We start from the raw sequence: 17,636 nt of genomic DNA, 5'->3' as shown, positions 1-17,636 counted from the left end.
GGTCCCGTTTGCCGCTGGCCGTTCGTTAGCGCACCACGTCGTATACGTTCTTCTGGATGCCATTGGAATACACGGCCGAATCGATGAGCGCCATTTTCTGCGCCGGCAACGAAGCCTCGCTGAACAGCCGCTTGCCCGCGCCGAGCAGCACGGGGAACACCAACAGGTGGTACCGGTCGACCAGCTGGTGCTCCTGCAGGGAATGAAGCAAGGTCGCGGACCCGTGCACGATCAGCGGTCCACCATCGCCGGCACGGAGCCGCGCCACCTCGGCGGCAGATCGCAAGATCTGCGTCTGGCCCCAGTTGTCCACCAGATCATGATCGTGCAGTGTCGTGGAGACCACGTATTTAGGCATCGCGTTGTACTTCGGGAAATCCTCGGTCAAATCCGGCCAGACGGCGCTGAAGGATTGGTAGCTGACTCGGCCCAGCAGCATGGCTTCGGCTTCATCTTGTTCGGCTCCCTTCAGCTCATAGGCCGCGGGATCAAAATCGACGCTGGACATGGTCCACCCGGTGTTCCGGTACCCCGGTTCGCCGCCCGGGGCCTCCATGACCCCGTCCGCCGAAACAAACGCTGTCGCGATGAGCTTGCGCATGGCAGTTCCCTTCTCCCTAGGTTGCCGATACCGCCGAGCCTAACAACGCTGGGGGCGGTGAACAATAGTTTTGCCCCGCCAACCGGTGGTTAAAGCACCGATGGCGGGGTGCCTCTAGAGAACTAGAGGCACCCCGCCATCGAATCAAGCGGTCGCTAGACGCTGCGGATTGCCACCACGGCGTTATGCCCGCCGAAACCGAAGGAATTGTTCAGCGCCACGATGCTGCCTTCTGCCGGAAGCAGCGCAGGCTCGCCGGTGACGACCTTCAACGGGATCTCCGGATCCTGGTTGTCCAGGTTGATCGTGACCGGAGCCTTGCGGTTGTAGATGGCCAAGGTGGTCAGCACCGACTCGACGGCACCGGAGGCGCCGAGCAGGTGGCCCATCTGCGACTTGGTGGCCGAGACCCAGACATCGTCCAGGTGATCTCCCAGAGCGGCCTTCAGCGCGGTGTATTCCGGCTTGTCGCCGACCGGGGTGGAGGTTGCATGGGCGTTGACGTGGACGACGTCCTCGGGCTGGATGAGGCCATCGAACATGGCCGCCTTCAGCGCACGAGTCGCGCCCAGGCCCTGAGGGTCCGGCGCGGTGATATGGTGCGCGTCGGAGGTGACCGAGGTACCGGCCAGTTCGGCGTAGATGCGCGCGCCACGTGCCAGCGCATGTTCTTCGGCCTCCAGCACCAGCGCTCCGGCGCCTTCGCCCATCACAAAGCCATTGCGGTCGATGTCGTAGGGGCGCGAGGCACCCTGCGGGTTGTCGTTGCTGCGCGAAAGCGCCTGCATTGAGGAGAAAGCGGCGATCGGCATCGGGTGGATCGCGGCTTCCGCACCGCCGACCATGACGATATCGGCCTTGCCCGAGCGGATCAGTTCCAGTCCCACATGCATGGCCTCGGTGCCCGAAGCGCAAGCGGAGACCGGAGTGTGCGCGCCGGCTTCGGCACCCAAGTCCAGCGACACGGCAGCTGCCGGGCCGTTTGGCATGAGCATCGGCACGGTCATCGGCAGCACGCGGCGTGGGCCTTTTTCGCGCAGGGTGTCCCAAGCGTCCAGCAGGGTCCAGACCCCGCCGATGCCGGTGGCGAAGGCGACGGCCAGCTTATTGCGGTCGAATTCTTCGATCCCCGAGTCCTTCCACGCTTCGCGCGAGGCAACCACGGCGAACTGGGTGGAAGGGTCCATGCGCTTGGCTTCCACGCGGGAAAGCACATCGGTGGCCGGGACCGAGGCGCGCGCTGCGAAGGTGACGGGCAGGTTGTATTCCTCCACCCAGGAATCGGTCAGGGTGGCGGCGCCGGAGACGCCCTTGAGGGCGTTCTCCCAAAGGGTGGGGACGTCCCCACCGATGGGGGTTGTGGCTCCGAGACCGGTGATCACTACTTTGCGCGCCATCATCAAACTCTCTACTGGGCGGTGTAAAAATATTGGGGGCCGGCTTCACGTACCGGCCCGTGCGTGCGGCTTTCCCGCACGACGGATTGCCGCACCGCTACGGGTGGGCGATAATGCTTAGGCCTGTGCGGCAGCGATGAAGCTCACTGCGTCGCCAACGGTCTTCAGGTTCTTGACTTCCTCGTCCGGGATCTTGACCTCGAACTTGTCCTCTGCCTCAACGACGATGGTCATCATCGAGATCGAGTCGATGTCCAGGTCTTCGGTGAAGGACTTGTCCAGCTGCACGTCGGCAACGTCCAGGCCGGTCTCGGCGTTCACGATTTCGGCGAGGCCCGCCAGGATTTCTTCGTTGCTAGCCATCAGGTGGCTCCTTTTCTCGTAGTGCCGGAATATTCCGGTCATTGTGTGTGGCGCAGTTCCCCGTGCGGGGCACTGTCCGGCTTAGTGAAAATTTTACTGGTTCCCACCAGGCGGTGTTCGCCTTCGGGTTAAAGCTTAGGGCAGGAGTACTACCTGAGCGCCGAAGACAAGCCCGGCGCCGAAACCAATCTGCAAGGCGAGCTTGCCCGAAACCTCAGGGTGCTCGCGGCGCATGCGGTCCATGGCCATCGGAATCGAGGCGGCGGAGGTATTGCCGTTTTCGGCGATATCGCGGGCCACCACCACCGATTCGGGAAGTTTCAGCTGCTTGACCATCTCGTCGATGATGCGCATATTCGCCTGATGCGGGATGAACGCGGCCAGATCCTCGGCTTCGATCCCGGCCTCGTGCAAGGCCTTGCGGGCCATCTTCGCCATTTCCCACACCGCCCAGCGGAAGACCGTCTGGCCGTCCTGGCGCAGCGTCGGCCACGGGTTGGCGTGTTCCTCCAGCGGTTCGTCCACGGCGCTTTCCAGCAGCTCGTTTTCGCTGCCGAGCACCGATTCGCGCAATGCCAGCTGCGAGTGGGTCATGCTGATCGCATTCCACTTCGAACCGTCCGAACCCCACACCGACGGGGAGATCCCCGGAACCTCGGAGGCGCCGATGACCACGGCGCCCGCGCCGTCGCCGAGCAGGAACGAGATGGTGCGTTCGGAATTGTCGATGTAATCCGAGAGCTTCTCCACGCCGACCACAAGCACGTGCTGGGCCAGCCCGGCACGCACCAGTGCGTCGGCCTGAGCCACCGCGTAGCAGTAGCCGGCGCAGGCGGCAGAAATGTCATAGGCCGGGGCCGGGGTAGCGCCCAAGCGTTCGGTCAGCGCGGAGGCGGCCGACGGGGTGGCATGCGGGAAGGTGACCGTGGCGACGATGACCGTATCCAGCTGCTCGGCGGTAATTCCGGCGTCCTCCAAAGCGCGGCGGGAGGCGGCTTCGGCCATATCCAGCACCGAGGTGTTCGCATCCGCGCGGTGGCGGGTGATGATGCCGGTGCGCTGGCGGATCCACTCGTCCGAGGAGTCGATCCATTGGCAGACGTCGTCGTTGGTCACCACGACATCCGGGCGGAAGGATCCGGTGCCCAGGATGCGGCTGTAGGCGTTGGTGGCCGGAGTTTTCAGTTGCACGCTCATGATTGCGGAAAGCTGCCCGTCTGCTAGTTGGCGGTGTGCTCGGCGACGAAGTCGCGGGCCGCGCCCAGGTCTTCGGGAGTTTTCAGCGCGAGGGTTTTCACGCCCTTCAGTCCGCGGCGGGCCAGGCCCACCAAGGTGCCTGCGGGGGAGAGCTCCAGCAGTCCGGTGACGCCCTGGGCTGCGAGGGTCTCCATGCACAGATCCCAGCGGACCGGGCGGGAGACCTGGGCTACCAGCGAGCCGAGGTTCGCCTCGCCGTTGGCCACCGGGGCGCCATCGAAGTTCGAGAGCAGCAGCTGAGCCGGGGCCTGCGGGGCCAGCGTTTTCGACAGTTCTTCGAGCACGCCCACCGCGGGGGCCATGTGACTGGTGTGGAATGCGCCGGCGACCTTCAAAGGGATCACGCGGGCCTTCGCCGGCGGGTTGGCCACCAGCGTTTCCAGCTGCTCAAGGGTGCCTGCGGCGACGATCTGCCCGCCGCCATTGGCGTTGGCCGGGGTCAGTCCCAGCTCTTCAAGCTTGGCGAGCACCTCATCGGGGTCTCCGCCGAGGACCGCTGCCATGCCGGTAGGGGTGGCAGCTGCGGCTTCGGCCATCGCGTTGGCGCGGGTGCGCACGAAGCTCATTGCATCGTTTTCGCCCAGCGCGCCGGCCAGGGCCGAGGCGGTGATTTCGCCGACCGAGTGTCCGGCGAGGACGGCACCGGCGGGCAGCTGCGCACCGAACAGGGCACGCGCGGTCACCAGCCCGGCGGCGACGATCAGCGGTTGGGCGACGGCGGTGTCCTTGATGGTCTCTTCATCCGAGACGGTGCCGTGGGCGATGAGATCGCGTCCGGTGATCTCGCTCAGGGCCGAGAGATGGTCGCGAACGCCATCCACTTCGAGCCAGTCGGTGAGGAAACCTGGGGTCTGGGAGCCCTGTCCGGGGCAAACGATTGCTAGCACTCTTACAGCTTTCCAAATAGTTGCGGCTTCACGCGCGGTATTTCGGTACCAAGCTCGTGGTGGCTCTTTGTAGGAACTCTACAAAAGCTTATCGTACGCCGAGCATGAAAACCCATGTAATGCGCTTGTGTTGCGCCGGTTGAACTGTGCGGTCTCCATAAAAACCGGGGTGCGGCTAGTTCGCCTCGGCGAGCCGGCCGACCACCAGCGCGGTTTGCAGCACAAATGCGTCGCGGGGCACCAGCGGATCCCAGCCGGTCACCTCGGAGACGCGCTTGAGCCGATAGCGCACGGTGTTCGCGTGCACGAACAGCGCCCGGGCGGTCCCCTCCAAGGAGTGCCCCAGGGAAAGATAGCTGGAGAGCGTTTCGAGCAGGCCGTTGCCCGCATGCAGCAGGGGCAGGTAGACGCGCTCGATCAGCGCGGTCCGCGCCATCTGGTCGCCGTTGAAGACGCGCTCGGGCCACAGGTCATCGGCGCCCACCGGCGCGGGCGCCTGCGGCCAGGCTTTGGCCGCGGCATAGCCGGCCACCGCGGCGCTGGCGGCGGTGTGCATATCCTTGACCGTGGCTGCCATCGGAGAGTAGACGATCGGTCCGGGCCCGAAGAACCTGGCAAAGCGCGAGAGGTCGGCTTCCTCGAATTTGGTATCCGAGAGCATCAGGATCGCCCGCTCGCCGAGCACTCCCACCAGCGAGTCGCTGGAATAGCGCAGCGCCATCCGGCGCAGCGCGGCGACGAAGGTCACCGAGTTCGAGCCCGGGGTGGTGCCTACCATGATGCGGATGTTCTTCTGCGACTTCCAGCCGATGGCCGCGATGCGCGAGGAGAGCGAATCCTGGGATTCACCGTGCAGCACCGCGTCCACCACGTGGGCTTCGAGCCGCGAGTCCCAGGCGCCGCGGGTTTCGGCGGCCCGGGCGTATACGTCGGCGGCGGCGAAGGCGACCTCACGCGAGTAGCGCAGTACCGCCTCGCGCAGCTGGGCCTGTTCGTTCTCCGCGGCGATATCGGGCACCTGGGATTCGACGACCTCCACGATGGTGCGCAGCAGCGCCAGCGCTTTCTGCAGCGAGATGGAGCGGGTCAGCTCGGTGGGGGCGGCGCCGAAGACGTCGTTCATCACCCAGGCCGGGGTGGATTCGGGTTCCTCGTACCAGGAGACGAAGGTGGAGATGCCCTTCTGCGCGACCAGCCCGAGGGCGGCGCGTTCGGCCGGTTCCAGCGAGCGGTACCAAGGCAGGGATTGGTCCAGGTATTTCAGCGCCGTGGTGGAAAGCACCCCGAGGTGGCTCTTGAGCCGGCGGATGGTTTCCGGCGTCGGTTTGGGCAAACGCACGGCGCGCGAGCGCACGCTCGATGTGGGTTCGACCTGAGGACTCATAATTCACAGCATACGGAAGTTTTCCGGTACTCGCTCGTAGGTTTGCCCCGCCGCGAAGCGAATATGAGGTTAATAACCGCAAGGGCACGAAGGCAGTTGAACTGCCTTCGTGCCCTTGCCGTCTCGGCTTGGCCTAGCTCGAGGCTAGGAGTCGCCGCCCGCGTTGCCGGAGGTTCCGGCGTTCGGGTTGTTCAGGTCGTACTTGGCGTGCGCCTTCACCGCGGTGTCCGCCGGGATCTCGCCGCGTTCTGCCAGCGAGGCCAGGGTCTTGACCACCAGGGTGTGCGAGTCGATCTTGAAGAAACGACGCGCCGCGGCACGGGTGTCGGAGAAGCCGAAGCCGTCCGCGCCCAGGGTGTGGAATTCACCCGGGACGTAGGGGCGGATCTGCTCCGGCACCGCACGCATGTAGTCGGTGGTGGCGATAACCGGACCGGTGGTGGACTCGAGCTTCGAGGTCACAAACGGCACCGGACGGGCCGAAGCCGGATCGGTGAGCACCTTGTCGTCGGCGATCTGGCCGTCGCGCGCCAACTCGTTCCAGGAGGTCACCGACCAGACATCGGCCGAGACACCCCACTCATCGGCGAGGATCTGCTGGGCTTCCACGGCCCAGGCAAGCGCCACGCCGGAGGCCAGCAGCTGGGCGCGCGGCCCGTCGGTGGTCGCTTCCTTCAGCAGGTAGATGCCCTTGACGATGCCCTCGACGTCCACATTCTCCGGCTCGGCAGGCTGGGAGATCGGCTCGTTGTACACGGTGAGGTAGTACATCACGTTTGGATCTTCGTGCTTCCCGCCGTACATCCGGTCCAGGCCCGAGCGCATGATGTGCCCGATCTCGTAGCCGAAGGCCGGATCGTAGGTGACCACTGCCGGGTTGGTTGCGGCAAGCAGCGGCGAGTGGCCGTCGGCGTGCTGCAGGCCCTCGCCGGTCAGCGTGGTGCGCCCTGCGGTGGCGCCGATGATGAAGCCACGGGTCATCTGGTCCGCGGCCGCCCAGAAGGCGTCGCCGGTGCGCTGGAAACCGAACATCGAGTAGAACACGTAGATCGGGATCAGCGGCGCGTCGTGCGTGGAGTAGCTGGTGCCCGCGGCGGTGAAGGCCGCGACTGCGCCGGCCTCGTTGATGCCCGGGTGGATCAGCTGTCCGGCAGGGGATTCCTTGTAAGCCAGCACCAGATCGCGGTCCACGGACAGGTAGTTCTGCCCGGCCGGGTTGTAGATCTTGGCGGTCGGGAAGAAGGAGTCCATGCCGAAGGTGCGCGACTCATCGGGCACGATCGGCACGATGCGGTGGCCGAAGTCCTTATCGCGCATCAGGTCCTTGAGCAGGCGCACGAAGGCCATGGTGGTGGCCGCCTGCTGCTTGCCCGAACCGCGCTTGGCGAAGGCGTAGGACTTGTCCCCGGGCAGGGAGATCGGCGTGCTGGTCTCCTTGCGGCGGGTTGGCACCGCGCCGCCGAGTTCCGACCGGCGTTCCATCAGGTACTTGTACTCCGCGGAGTCAACGCCTGGGTGGTAGTACGGCGGCAGGTACGGATCGGCTTCGAGCTGCTCGTCGGTGATCGGGATGCGCAGGTGATCGCGGAAGCCCTTGAGATCTTCCAGGGTCAGCTTCTTCATCTGGTGGGTCGCGTTGCGCGCCTCGAAGTGCGTGCCCAGGCCATAGCCCTTAACGGTCTTCGCCAGGATGACCGTTGGCTTGCCCTTGAACTCGGTGGCTGCCTTATAGGCCGCGTAGACCTTGTGGTAATCGTGGCCGCCGCGCTTGAGGTTCCAGATCTCGTCGTCGCTGTACTCGGAGACCAACTCCTTGGTCTCCGGGCGCTGGCCGAAGAAGTGCTCGCGTACGAATGCGCCGGACTCGGCCTTGTAGGTCTGGTAGTCGCCATCCGGGGTCTGGTTCATGACGTCGACCAGAGCGCCGTCCGGATCGGCTTCGAGCAGGGCATCCCACTCGCGGCCCCAGACGACCTTGATGACGTTCCAGCCGGCGCCGCGGAAGAAGGCTTCGAGTTCCTGCATGATCTTGCCGTTGCCGCGGACCGGGCCGTCGAGGCGCTGCAGGTTGCAGTTGACTACGAAGGTGAGGTTATCCAGCTTTTCGTTGGCTGCCAGCTGGAGGAATCCGCGCGACTCCGGCTCGTCCATTTCGCCGTCGCCCAGGTAGGCCCAGACGTGCTGGTCGGAGGTGTCCTTGATGCCGCGGTTGTGGATGTAGCGGTTCAACTGCGCCTGGTAGATGGCGTTTGCCGGGCCCAGGCCCATCGACACGGTCGGGAACTGCCAGAAGTCCGGCATCGAGCGCGGGTGCGGGTAAGAAGGCAGCGCGTGGCCTTCCTTGGACTTCTCCTGGCGGAAGCCGTCCATGTCCTCTTCGCTCAGTCGTCCTTCGAGGAAGGCGCGGGCATACATGCCTGGGGAGGCGTGGCCCTGGAAGAAGATCTGGTCTCCGCCGCCGGCGTGGTCCTTGCCGCGGAAGAAGTGGTTGAAGCCGACCTCGTAGAGGGTGGCCGCACCGGCATAGGTGGAGATGTGTCCGCCGACGCCGATGTCAGGATGCTGGCCGCGGTGCACCATGATCGCTGCGTTCCAGCGCATGAATGCGCGGAAGCGGCGTTCCACGGACTCGTCGCCCGGGAATTCTGGTTCCTGGTCCACCGGAATGGTGTTCACATAGTCGGTGGTGGTCACGTGTGGGACACCGACAGACTTCGCGCCGGCACGCTGCAGCAGCGAGCGGATGATGAACTGGGCACGTTCGGTGCCCTGCGCCTCGACGAGCGAGTCGAATGAGTCCAACCATTCCTGAGTTTCCTCAGGATCCCGATCGGATAGCTGGTAAGTCAAACCACTACGGATCTGGGAGATGTGTTCCTCTACAGCCACGGAAGCTCCTTGATTGAATTGCGGCTCCGTCGATCTGGTCTAAGTTTTGGACCGTTCAACGGGTTGGGACTTTGAGACAGGCACACTTGAGTGACGTGAGCATCTCGTTTCAACCCATACTCTAGTTCTTATGGGGAAGTGAAAAGTACACGTTTTTGACCCAAAAACGGCTTATATCTGACTTATTGAGTGACATGTGCAACTCAGTACAGGAGCTATGTGGGCAATGGTCGTGTAAGAATGATGTTAGTCACAATGCATCGAGGTAGAATTACCGGCGTGTTACGTCGTTAGCGCTTGAATGGGACAGCAAAAGAGTGTTTTGTTGTTAGTAACGCTTTGTAGCAGCAGGAGGAAATGAAGTGAGCGACGCCGTATCGGCAAACCTGGAACCCGCTAAGATTATGGGTTTCAAAGATGAAGACCTTATTCAGGAACTGGGCTATGACGAAGACGTGGACTTCGATCTTCGCGATGCTATCGAGGACCTGACCGGTTCAGAATTGCTCACCGAAGACGACCACGACGTAGTCGATTCAGTCATTTTCTGGTGGCGCGACGGCGATGGTGACTTAGTCGACGCCCTAATGGATTCATTGGATTGCCTTGATGAAGGTGGCATTGTTTGGCTGCTAACCCCTAAGCAGGGTCGGGCCGGACATGTGTCCCCAACCCAGATTCAACAGGATGCTCCCACCGCGGGGCTTCATGTAACTACAACCGAGGGTGTCTCCGAGGATTGGTCCGCCATCCGCCTGGCACCACGCAAGAAGAACTAATGATCGAAACAGGTTCACGCCTGTTCGATTTCTCGCTGGAAAATCAGTACGGCGAAACGATCACCAGCACCCAGCTCGCTTCGGGCCGGGTGCTGGTGGTTTTTTATCCGTGGGCATTTTCCCGCGTCTGTGGATCCGAACTGGCAGAAATCCAAGAACACCACCAAACGTTCCTCGATCGGCAGGTGCGAGTGGTGGCAATCTCGGTGGATCACAAGTTTGCGCTGCGCACCTACGCCGAGCAGCTTGGAATCGAATTCGACCTGCTCGCCGACTTCTGGCCACATGGGGCAGTAGCCCAGGGGGTCGGCGCCTTTGACGAGGAAAAGGGTGTGGCAACGCGCCTGACTCTCTATCTGGTGAACGGCGTCGTGCAAGATGTGATGACCAGCTCGATGACCGAACCGCGCCGTCTGGAAGGCTACTTCGAGGCGGTCAAGAGGTCGTGGTGACGTTGCTCGCCGCACGCCGGCTTCCCTCGATTTGCACGGTGATGAAAATGCCGGTAAATTTATCTCTCGTTGGCTTGGATAAACGCAAGACAGCATAGAGATTTGGGCCTTTAGCTCAGCTGGTAGAGCGTCACGTTTACACCGTGAATGTCATCGGTTCGATCCCGGTAGGGCCCACCAAAATTTCATAGTTCAAATCGGCAAATAGCCGATTTGAAAACACGATTCAGCGGCTCGCCCCTCAGGGTGGGCCGCTGTTTTCGTGCAGCAATATCTCAAAGCTTGTGTTCGTGATGTTAGTCCTAGCGGTCATGTGTTTTGGGTGGCTTCTGTACACCTTTTTTGGCACTTAACCCTTGATTACCGGCAGCAGATCATCGAGAGCTTCGGCAGAAGTGATGACGAAGCCCAAGAGCCCTCGACTGCCAATCCCAAGAAGCATCTAGACGTTGACGATTGATTCCTCAGCGATGTGCGTCATCAGGGTTCGAAAGTAGACACGGCGTTCCACAAAGACATCCACACCCGACCATGCTGGGGATCGGAATCGACCTTGAGGCCCCTGCGGTGTCGTGGCGCAACCCTAAGTAATGCATATCGTTTGAATGGCACGGGGTTCACCGGAGAGTGTTGATTTTATAGAACGAGGATCTTCAGTGGACGGCTGTTCTCCGTGGCCGGTACGGATGCCGGGGAAAGTTGATCGTGATCGGTGTCCTGCTGACGAAAGTGCCTGTGAGCCGGAGGGCATTGGAATAGGAATGCGCTCAGCGTGGTTACTGCTTAAAGCGACGAAATTCCGTTTTGCGAAGAAAATACTGCAAAAATTCTAACTTAAGGAAACGATTTGCCTGTTCCGTTGAGCATTCTTGATCTTGCCTCCATCTCTGAAGGCTCCACAGCTCGCGAGGGGATCGCCGCTTCGATGAAGACCGCCCGGCTGGCAGATGAACTTGGGTACCATCGGCTGTGGTTTGCCGAACACCACAACACCCCAAGTCTTGCCTCGAGCGCCACGGCGTTGCTCATCTCGCAGGCTGCCTCGGTCACCGAGAGGATTCGCGTGGGGTCTGGTGGCGTGATGCTGCCCAACCATTCTCCGCTGATGGTCGCCGAGCAGTATGGAACCTTGGCTAACATGCACGGTGATCGGATCGATCTGGGCCTTGGCCGCGCACCAGGAACAGACGGTATGACCGCGCAGGCGCTCAGTCGTTCCTCGGCTGAGCCGCAAGAGTTTGCGCGGAGCATTTATGACCTGCAGGGCTGGTTCGGGGAAACCGGCACGGCCCACAGCATGCCGATCGTCTCTGCGGTGTCGGCCGGCATGAACGTGCCGATTTGGGTGCTTGGCTCCACGGTCAATGGTGCCTCTATTGCCGGACAATTAGGTCTGCCGTTTTCGATCGCCTCGCACTTCGCTCCGGAACAAGTTGACCACGCGCTGAAAGTCTACCGAGAGGCATTCAATCCGCAGTCGGTGACGGCTCAGATTGAAAAGCCCTACGTGATGGCTGGCATCAACGTGATGGTCGCGGACACCGATGAGGAAGCGGCGCGAGAATTCACGGTGATAGAGCAGATGTTCCAAGATATTCAGCACGGACAATCGCGCAAGCTGCAGCCTCCGGTGGACCCAGCGACGCTGGCAAGCCACGGCGCCACGAGAAACCCGATGCTGAAGATCAAGGCGGTGGGCGATGCCTCGACGGTGAAAGCTGAGCTGGATGCGTTTGTGCAGCGAACCGGTGCGGATGAACTCATTACGACGACCTACGCCTTCGATCCAGCTGTGCGTGATCGTTCCCTGCAGCTCCTTGCGCAGGCCTGGTTTTAACGCTTCCAGTCGTGGCGCAATCTGGGTGAGCTTGGACCGAGCCGTGATGCGGGAGACGCACGTCACTGCCTGTTGATTTGCGCCGATAGGGAATCGCAAGTAAAGTTATTCTCTGTTGGCGCGAAGAAAGTTCTTCGTTCAGCAATGGTCAGGGCCTTTAGCTCAGCTGGTAGAGCGTCACGTTTACACCGTGAATGTCATCGGTTCGATCCCGGTAGGGCCCACCAAGCAAAACCCGTTTCATTTAGTCTAATCAGGCTAAATGAAGCGGGTTTTCTCGTATTTGATCGCGAAACGGGACGATCCGGCCTGACCAGACTGCCATGGCCACGGCATGCGAATGCCCAGACTGGTCGAATAAGGGCCCGACAACGAAAACCATTGGGCCAGTGCGGTGCTTTGAGCCCGGCGGAAAGAAGCCGACTTACGGGAGACTGGCGATTGCTCGGGCCATAGTTGCGCTGCATCTGGCTGCCCAGGAGGTGGGGCGGTAGTGCACGCACATTTACGTCGCTCGATAATTTGGCCAGTTGAGGCTTTGCCGATTAGCCATGCGATTTATCCATGAGGCAAGTCCCAGTTGGTCAGGCACAGAGCGCACGGGTGCGCCCGGACTATCTCCATAGTTTAAAGCGAGGGAGCTCGATATAAGGCCGCATTGCTCGCCATGCCCGGAGAATCCAAGTACGGACCCGGGCCCACGCGAGGCACCGGGCCCGGAGGCGTACCTGAGCGAAGTCAGGTCAACGAGTGCTCGTAGGCCCAGGCAGCGGCCGCGGTGCGCGATGGCACCTGGATCTTGGTGAAAATATTGCTCAGGTGCCGGGCGACCGTCTTTTCGCTCAGATAGAGCTTTTGCGCAATCTGCCGGTTGCTGTGTCCGGCAGACACCAATTGCAGCACTTGGACCTCGCGAGCGGTCAGTCCGCCCGGAGCGGGCTCAGCGTGGCCGACCTCCTGCTGCAGCGACTGGGCCGCGGCGCGTTGCGGAGTGGCGCCCAGCTGCTCGAAGGTGGCCGTGGCGGCCTGCATTTCCGCATGAAAGCTGCGGGTGTCACCGACCGCCAGCAGGGTACGGGCCAACAGGACCCGGGAGCGTGCGCAGAGATAGGGGGCACGGATCTGGCCGAAGTCCTGTACCGCCTTGCGGGCATAGGGCAGTGCTCCGTGGGCATCATCCTTGGAGAGCTCCACCTCGGCGTGGGCATAGGCGGCCGCGGCCAAGGTGATCAGGCAGCCGGTGGCATCAGCCTGTCCGTCCAACTCGCTCAGCAACCGCTCCGCCGCATCCCGGGTGCCCAGCTGCAGTTCGATTTCGATGCCGGCCGGCAAGAGCGCGAGGCGTTGGGCGGGCAGCTGGCGTTCGTCCAGGCACCGGCGGATGGCGGCCAGGGCAGCGTCGGTTGAGCCATTGGCCAACCACAGCAGTGCTAGTCCCGGCTGTGGGTCGCAGCCATGCTCCGCCGCAGCCTGGTAGGCCGTCTCGGCGGCATCGAAGTCTCCTTGGATGCGCAGCAGATCCCCGCGTTCGCGCTGCGCGACCCCTGCGGAATAGGGCTGGGAGCGGAGCTCGAAACGGTGGCAAGAGGTGGTGAACTCGTCGATGGCCGCACCCCAGGAACCGCGCAGGGCCAGGATCTGCCCGGTGTGCAGCGAGCATTCCCCGCCGAAAGCGGTAATCTGCGGGCGCTCCGCCCGCCAGCTGGCCAGTGCCTCGGTCCATTGGGATACCCGGTCGATGGCGCCGATTTCCTGGCAGGCTTCGATGGCGGCGCACCAGACAAGCCCGGTGGGTATGGCCTCGCATTCCCCGGCCAGGACCAGGGCCATGGCCTCGTCGAGCATGTCGAGGCCGGCCGGCACCCGCCCGGCGTAGATGCTTGAGCGGCCGCTGGCAACCAGGGCCAGTGCCAGCAGGTCCGCGTTGCGGTGTTTGCGTCCGAGCCGCAGGATTTCGGCGGCTTTCTCCGTCACGACGGCAAACCCGCCGCTCATCAGCGCCTGATGCAGCTGCAGCACGCCGTGGTATCCGGCGGCCACCTCGAGGGCCGGCGGCAAGACGCCGCCGGTTTCATGCTCGGCCAGCAGGGCGCGCGAGCGAGCCAACCAGCCATTAAACAGCGCAGGCTGTCCGCTGGTGCCATAGACCATGGTGATCCTGAAGGCCGCCTGCAATGCCTGCGCCGGTTGATGCTGCTCGCCGAATTTCACGAAAGCCTGGTGCAGCAGGTCAAGACCGCGGGCGGATTCGCCGGTCAAATGGGCGTGCGTGCCTCGGGCCATCAGCTGCTCGGGCAGCAGATCCTGATGCTCCGGTTGGTGCGCTGGGTCAGATTCGGGATTATCCATGGGCGTAGCCTCACTTGCGAGGCTACGCCCATGGACTTTGCTATGCAATCATCCGCTCGGTGTCCGCGGCCTTGTGCGGGCTCGAGGCACGGGGGATGATCTGCCGTGCGACGTAGGCGGCATCGCGCCCCACTCCGAAGAGGTTCATCGAAGCCTCAGAGTGCTGGAAGGCCAGTCCGCAGAAGTACAGCCCCGGCACGTCCTGGACGACGCCGCGGTATTCGCGCGGCCAGCCGGATTCATCGAGCACCGGCAATTTCAGCCAGGAGTAATCGTGGCGGAATCCGGTGGCCCAAATGACGTTGTCCACCTCCAGCACGGTGCCGTCGGCAAGCACCGGCTGGCCGTTGCGAACCCCGGTGACTCGCTGCTCGTGCCATTTCACGCCCCTGGCGGCCAGATCCGCGCGTTTCACCCGGAGCCGCGGCGCCCCGTGCTCCAGAACCTCGAGGCGCTTGCGCCGGCCGAAGGCGGTGCTGCGCGTTTCCAGGTAGGTGTGGGCGAACATCACCAGCGGAACGACCACGTGGATCAGCGGACTGCCCCAGGGCACTGGGACCTCACCGGTGTCGCGTCCGCACAGCATCGTCGGGTGCCGCTGGGCAACTTCCCACGCGATATCGCAGCCCGAATGCGAGGCGCCGACCACCAGCACCGGGCCGGGTTTGAGCTGTCCCGGGCGGCGGTATTCGCTGGAGTGCAATTGCAGGATCTGTTCGTCGAGCTCATCGGCCAGCTGCGGGATGGCCGGCAGCTGGCCGAAGGGGCTGGTGGCGATCACGACCTGCTGAGCGTGGATTTCTCCCGCAGCGGTTTGTGCCACGAAGCGTTGCCCGTACCCGGTGAGCGAGCTGACCCGCGCCCGGCAGAGCACCGGCAGCTCGAAGCTGGCCGCATAGTGCTCCAGGAAGTCGGCCAGTTCGTCCTTGCTGGCAAAGCCGCCCGGTTCGCCGGGGAACTTCATCCCGGGCAGATGATTGACCCGATTGGTGGTATACAAGCGCAGCGTATCGTACTGGTGGCGCCACTGGTCGCCGATCCTTTCCCCGGCTTCCAGCACAAGGCAGTCTCCGCCGCGTTCCTTGAGCTGCTGGGCCGCGGAGAGCCCGGCCTGGCCAGCGCCGATGACCAGTGTGTCGACGTTGCGCGCCGGCTGGGTGGGTGTTGATTTTTCCTGCTTGTGGTTGGACATAACATCCTCCATGCGAGCCATGGAAATCAGCGAAAACCTCGCTGGTTTACGGTGCCGGGAAGCCCCCGAACCGATCATGGATTTCACCTTACGCAGCCAGCGGCCAGGTCCGCGTCGGGCGATTGATGCAACGTCGCACCGCGGACCCATGGGTAAAAATACCCATGGCCGCGCCTTGAATGCTGTTTGTGCCCGATGGCGTGGGAAACTGGAGGCATGAGTGCTCCCGAAGAAAATGTATGGCTCGCCGCGGTGCGCGCCAATCCCGACCACGCCCAGAACTACGCTCAGCGTTGGCGGACAATTGTCGCTGAGGGCAACGATATTTTCGGTGAAGCCCGAACGATTGATGCCATGGCCGAGCGGGGGAGCCGGATACTCGATGCCGGCTGCGGCACCGGCCGCATCGGCGGCTGGCTTGCCGAGCACGGGCACCAAGTAGTCGGCGTCGATTTGGATGAGCACCTTATCGAGGTCGCCCGCGAGGATTACCCGGCAGCGCAGTGGCACGCCGGAAACCTTGCGACGTTCACGCTGAACGACGAATCCGGCGCAGCCCAAGAATTCGACCTCATCGTCTGCGCCGGAAATGTGCTGACCTTCCTTGCCCAGAATGAACGGCTGCCTGCGTTGCAACGGCTGCGCGGGCATTTGGCGTCGGAAGGCCGGCTCGTTGTCGGCTTTGGCGCCGGGCGGGGCTACGATTTCGCCGAGTTCGAAGCGGATGCCGCGCAGGCCGGACTCGAGCTGCAGCAGCGCTACTCCACCTGGAATATGCATCGGGCGGCCGACGACTTCCTGGTCGCCGTGCTTGGACGCAGCGCATAGTTGTGTCTTAGCGTTTGGCTTGCAGCCGCCACAACGAGGTGACTTCCCGCGAGCGCGCTGCGTGCAGAACGTCCGAGTGGTCCTTGGCCCGGGCGTGGGTTGGTGAGGTGTCGAGCCGGTCGATGATCTCCAGGCCCGCATGATCGATGGCTTCCAGCAATAGCTCACGGGTGCGCAGGCCGAGCAGCTCGGCGAGGTCCGAGATGATCAACCAGCCTTCGCCATCCGCGGTCAGGTGTTCGGGCAATCCGCGCAGGAACTGCAGCAGCATTTTGCTTCCCGGATCGTAGACCGCCGCGTCCAGCGAGCTTGGCGCGCTCCCGGGCAGCCACGGTGGATTGCAGATCACCAAGGGGGCCTTGCCTGCGGGGAACATGCTGGTCAGCTCGGCTCGCGCAGCGTCTTGGAGGCCCAGACGCGCAAAATTATCGTTCGCGCAATCCACCGCGCGCTGATGGATGTCCGTGCCGAGCACGCTTTTCATCCCGCGGGCCACCAGCACGGCGGCCAGCACCCCGGTGCCGGTGCCGATGTCGAAGGCCAGCTCCTTGGTATTGAGCGGCGCCTTGGCCACCAGATCAACATACTCGTGGCGGGTGGGCAGGAAGGTGCCGTAGTGGGGGTGGATCTTCGCTCCCAGTGCGGGAACGTCAACCCCGTTGAGGAACCACTGGTAGGCGCCGAGCATGCCGGTCAGTTCCTGCAGGCTGACTACCGCGTGGCCCGAAGCGGGCTGCGCCTGCTGCGCGTAGCCAAAGGCCACCGCGGCACCGACCAGCGGGGCCCGGGACAGCGGCAGCGTCGCGGTGCCTCCGGGGGTGTCGAAATTCAGCGGAACCAGGAGCAGGGACATCATCCGTGAGCGCTGGGCGCGGGATTGCCGGATGGCATAGAACTTCTCGGCGTCGGTCAGCTGCTTGCGGGAGGCCTTGCCAGTCTTGGCCAGGCGGCGATCGATGGCCGCGAGCAGCTGCTTGGCATTGTGGAAGTCGCCGAGCCACAGCATTGCGGTGCCCCGGGCGGCGTATCTCATGGCCGCATCCGCGGTGAGCCGATCGTCGACGACAACTAGATCCTTGGGCGCCGAGCGCGCATTAGCCGACCACCAAGTGGCCGTGGTGCGCACACTCTGGTGTTCCCAGGAGATCAATTGATCGGCAGCATTGGGTGCGTGGGAGATGAAAATCGACCTCGTCGTTTCGTGGTGCTCACCCGATTGGCAACCGCGCACGAGCAGAACTGCTGCGAAGTTCGATAGTTCCAATGATACCGAGGAAACCGGGCCGGCGTGCTCCGATCGCCGGCTTGCCGCCGTTGACGAAGATCACCGTGCGCGAAGCGGACCTGCGCCCAGAACGCGCTGGCTGTGCATATGTTCCGCTGCATTTTCACTAGGTCAAAACCGTCTCTGAGGGCCTGTG

At 63.1% G+C, this 17,636-nt stretch carries 14 protein-coding genes and 2 tRNA genes; 6 read left to right on the top strand and 10 right to left on the bottom strand.

From position 1 onward, the window contains the following. Positions 1 to 25 precede the first annotated feature (25 nt). The 7 genes from CQ019_RS05860 to aceE form a co-directional block, all read right to left on the bottom strand. A complete protein-coding gene (locus tag CQ019_RS05860; protein WP_105569133.1) occupies positions 26 to 601 on the bottom strand; it encodes a dihydrofolate reductase family protein in 576 nt (191 codons plus the stop codon). 155 nt (positions 602 to 756) lie between these two features. Further along, complete coding sequence (locus tag CQ019_RS05855; protein ID WP_105552470.1) at positions 757 to 1,998, bottom strand: beta-ketoacyl synthase; 1,242 nt, start codon at positions 1,996 to 1,998, stop codon at positions 757 to 759. A gap of 117 nt (positions 1,999 to 2,115) precedes the next feature. Next, a complete protein-coding gene (locus tag CQ019_RS05850) occupies positions 2,116 to 2,361 on the bottom strand; it encodes an acyl carrier protein (protein ID WP_096287019.1) in 246 nt (81 codons plus the stop codon). 135 nt (positions 2,362 to 2,496) lie between these two features. Further along, positions 2,497 to 3,558: a beta-ketoacyl-ACP synthase III gene (locus tag CQ019_RS05845; RefSeq protein WP_105569132.1), complete on the bottom strand. Its 1,062-nt coding sequence runs from the start codon at positions 3,556 to 3,558 to the stop codon at positions 2,497 to 2,499. 23 nt (positions 3,559 to 3,581) lie between these two features. Continuing rightward, positions 3,582 to 4,505, bottom strand: coding sequence for an ACP S-malonyltransferase (locus tag CQ019_RS05840; RefSeq protein ID WP_105569131.1), 924 nt, complete (start codon positions 4,503 to 4,505; stop codon positions 3,582 to 3,584). Positions 4,506 to 4,680: 175 nt separating this feature from the next. Beyond that, positions 4,681 to 5,889, bottom strand: a complete 1,209-nt coding sequence (locus tag CQ019_RS05835) for a CdaR family transcriptional regulator (protein WP_105569130.1) — start codon at positions 5,887 to 5,889, stop codon at positions 4,681 to 4,683. Between the two features lie 144 nt (positions 5,890 to 6,033). After that, positions 6,034 to 8,778, bottom strand: a complete 2,745-nt coding sequence (aceE, locus tag CQ019_RS05830; RefSeq protein ID WP_105569129.1) for a pyruvate dehydrogenase (acetyl-transferring), homodimeric type — start codon at positions 8,776 to 8,778, stop codon at positions 6,034 to 6,036. Positions 8,779 to 9,182: 404 nt separating this feature from the next. On the opposite strand from aceE, the gene CQ019_RS05825 reads away from it, so the two are divergent. The 5 genes from CQ019_RS05825 (at position 9,183) to CQ019_RS05805 (ending at position 12,073) form a co-directional block, all read left to right on the top strand. Next, positions 9,183 to 9,557, top strand: a complete 375-nt coding sequence (locus CQ019_RS05825) for a DUF3052 domain-containing protein (protein ID WP_096287059.1) — start codon at positions 9,183 to 9,185, stop codon at positions 9,555 to 9,557. Then, positions 9,557 to 10,009, top strand: a complete 453-nt coding sequence (locus tag CQ019_RS05820) for a redoxin domain-containing protein (RefSeq protein ID WP_105569128.1) — start codon at positions 9,557 to 9,559, stop codon at positions 10,007 to 10,009. Before CQ019_RS05825 ends, CQ019_RS05820 begins: the two co-directional genes overlap by 1 nt. 104 nt (positions 10,010 to 10,113) lie before the next feature. After that, positions 10,114 to 10,189, top strand: a tRNA-Val gene (locus CQ019_RS05815). A gap of 667 nt (positions 10,190 to 10,856) precedes the next feature. Continuing rightward, the gene (locus tag CQ019_RS05810) at positions 10,857 to 11,846 is read left to right on the top strand and encodes an LLM class flavin-dependent oxidoreductase (protein WP_105569127.1); all 990 of its coding nucleotides are present in this window, start codon (positions 10,857 to 10,859) and stop codon (positions 11,844 to 11,846) included. A 151-nt stretch (positions 11,847 to 11,997) separates the two neighbouring features. Continuing rightward, positions 11,998 to 12,073 (top strand) — tRNA-Val (locus CQ019_RS05805). Positions 12,074 to 12,584: 511 nt separating this feature from the next. Here CQ019_RS05805 and CQ019_RS05800 read toward each other — a convergent pair. Together CQ019_RS05800 and CQ019_RS05795 are read right to left on the bottom strand one after the other, a co-directional pair. Beyond that, entirely contained in the window at positions 12,585 to 14,195 is a 1,611-nt protein-coding gene (locus tag CQ019_RS05800; RefSeq protein ID WP_105569126.1) for a response regulator transcription factor, read from the bottom strand. A 40-nt stretch (positions 14,196 to 14,235) separates the two neighbouring features. Then, complete coding sequence (locus tag CQ019_RS05795; protein WP_105569125.1) at positions 14,236 to 15,387, bottom strand: NAD(P)/FAD-dependent oxidoreductase; 1,152 nt, start codon at positions 15,385 to 15,387, stop codon at positions 14,236 to 14,238. Positions 15,388 to 15,603: 216 nt separating this feature from the next. Between CQ019_RS05795 and CQ019_RS05790 the strand changes: the two genes are divergently transcribed. Further along, complete coding sequence (locus tag CQ019_RS05790; RefSeq protein ID WP_105569124.1) at positions 15,604 to 16,215, top strand: bifunctional 2-polyprenyl-6-hydroxyphenol methylase/3-demethylubiquinol 3-O-methyltransferase UbiG; 612 nt, start codon at positions 15,604 to 15,606, stop codon at positions 16,213 to 16,215. A 7-nt stretch (positions 16,216 to 16,222) separates the two neighbouring features. Here CQ019_RS05790 and CQ019_RS05785 read toward each other — a convergent pair whose 3' ends face one another. Continuing rightward, on the bottom strand, positions 16,223 to 17,341 hold the full coding sequence (locus CQ019_RS05785) for a methyltransferase (protein ID WP_308727236.1): 1,119 nt from the start codon (positions 17,339 to 17,341) through the stop codon (positions 16,223 to 16,225). Positions 17,342 to 17,636 lie beyond the last annotated feature (295 nt).

It is taken from the genome of Arthrobacter sp. MYb229 (assembly GCF_002975405.1).
In the GTDB taxonomy this organism is placed as follows: Bacteria; Actinomycetota; Actinomycetes; order Actinomycetales; family Micrococcaceae; genus Glutamicibacter.
This window is presented reverse-complemented; position numbering and strand designations above follow the sequence as displayed.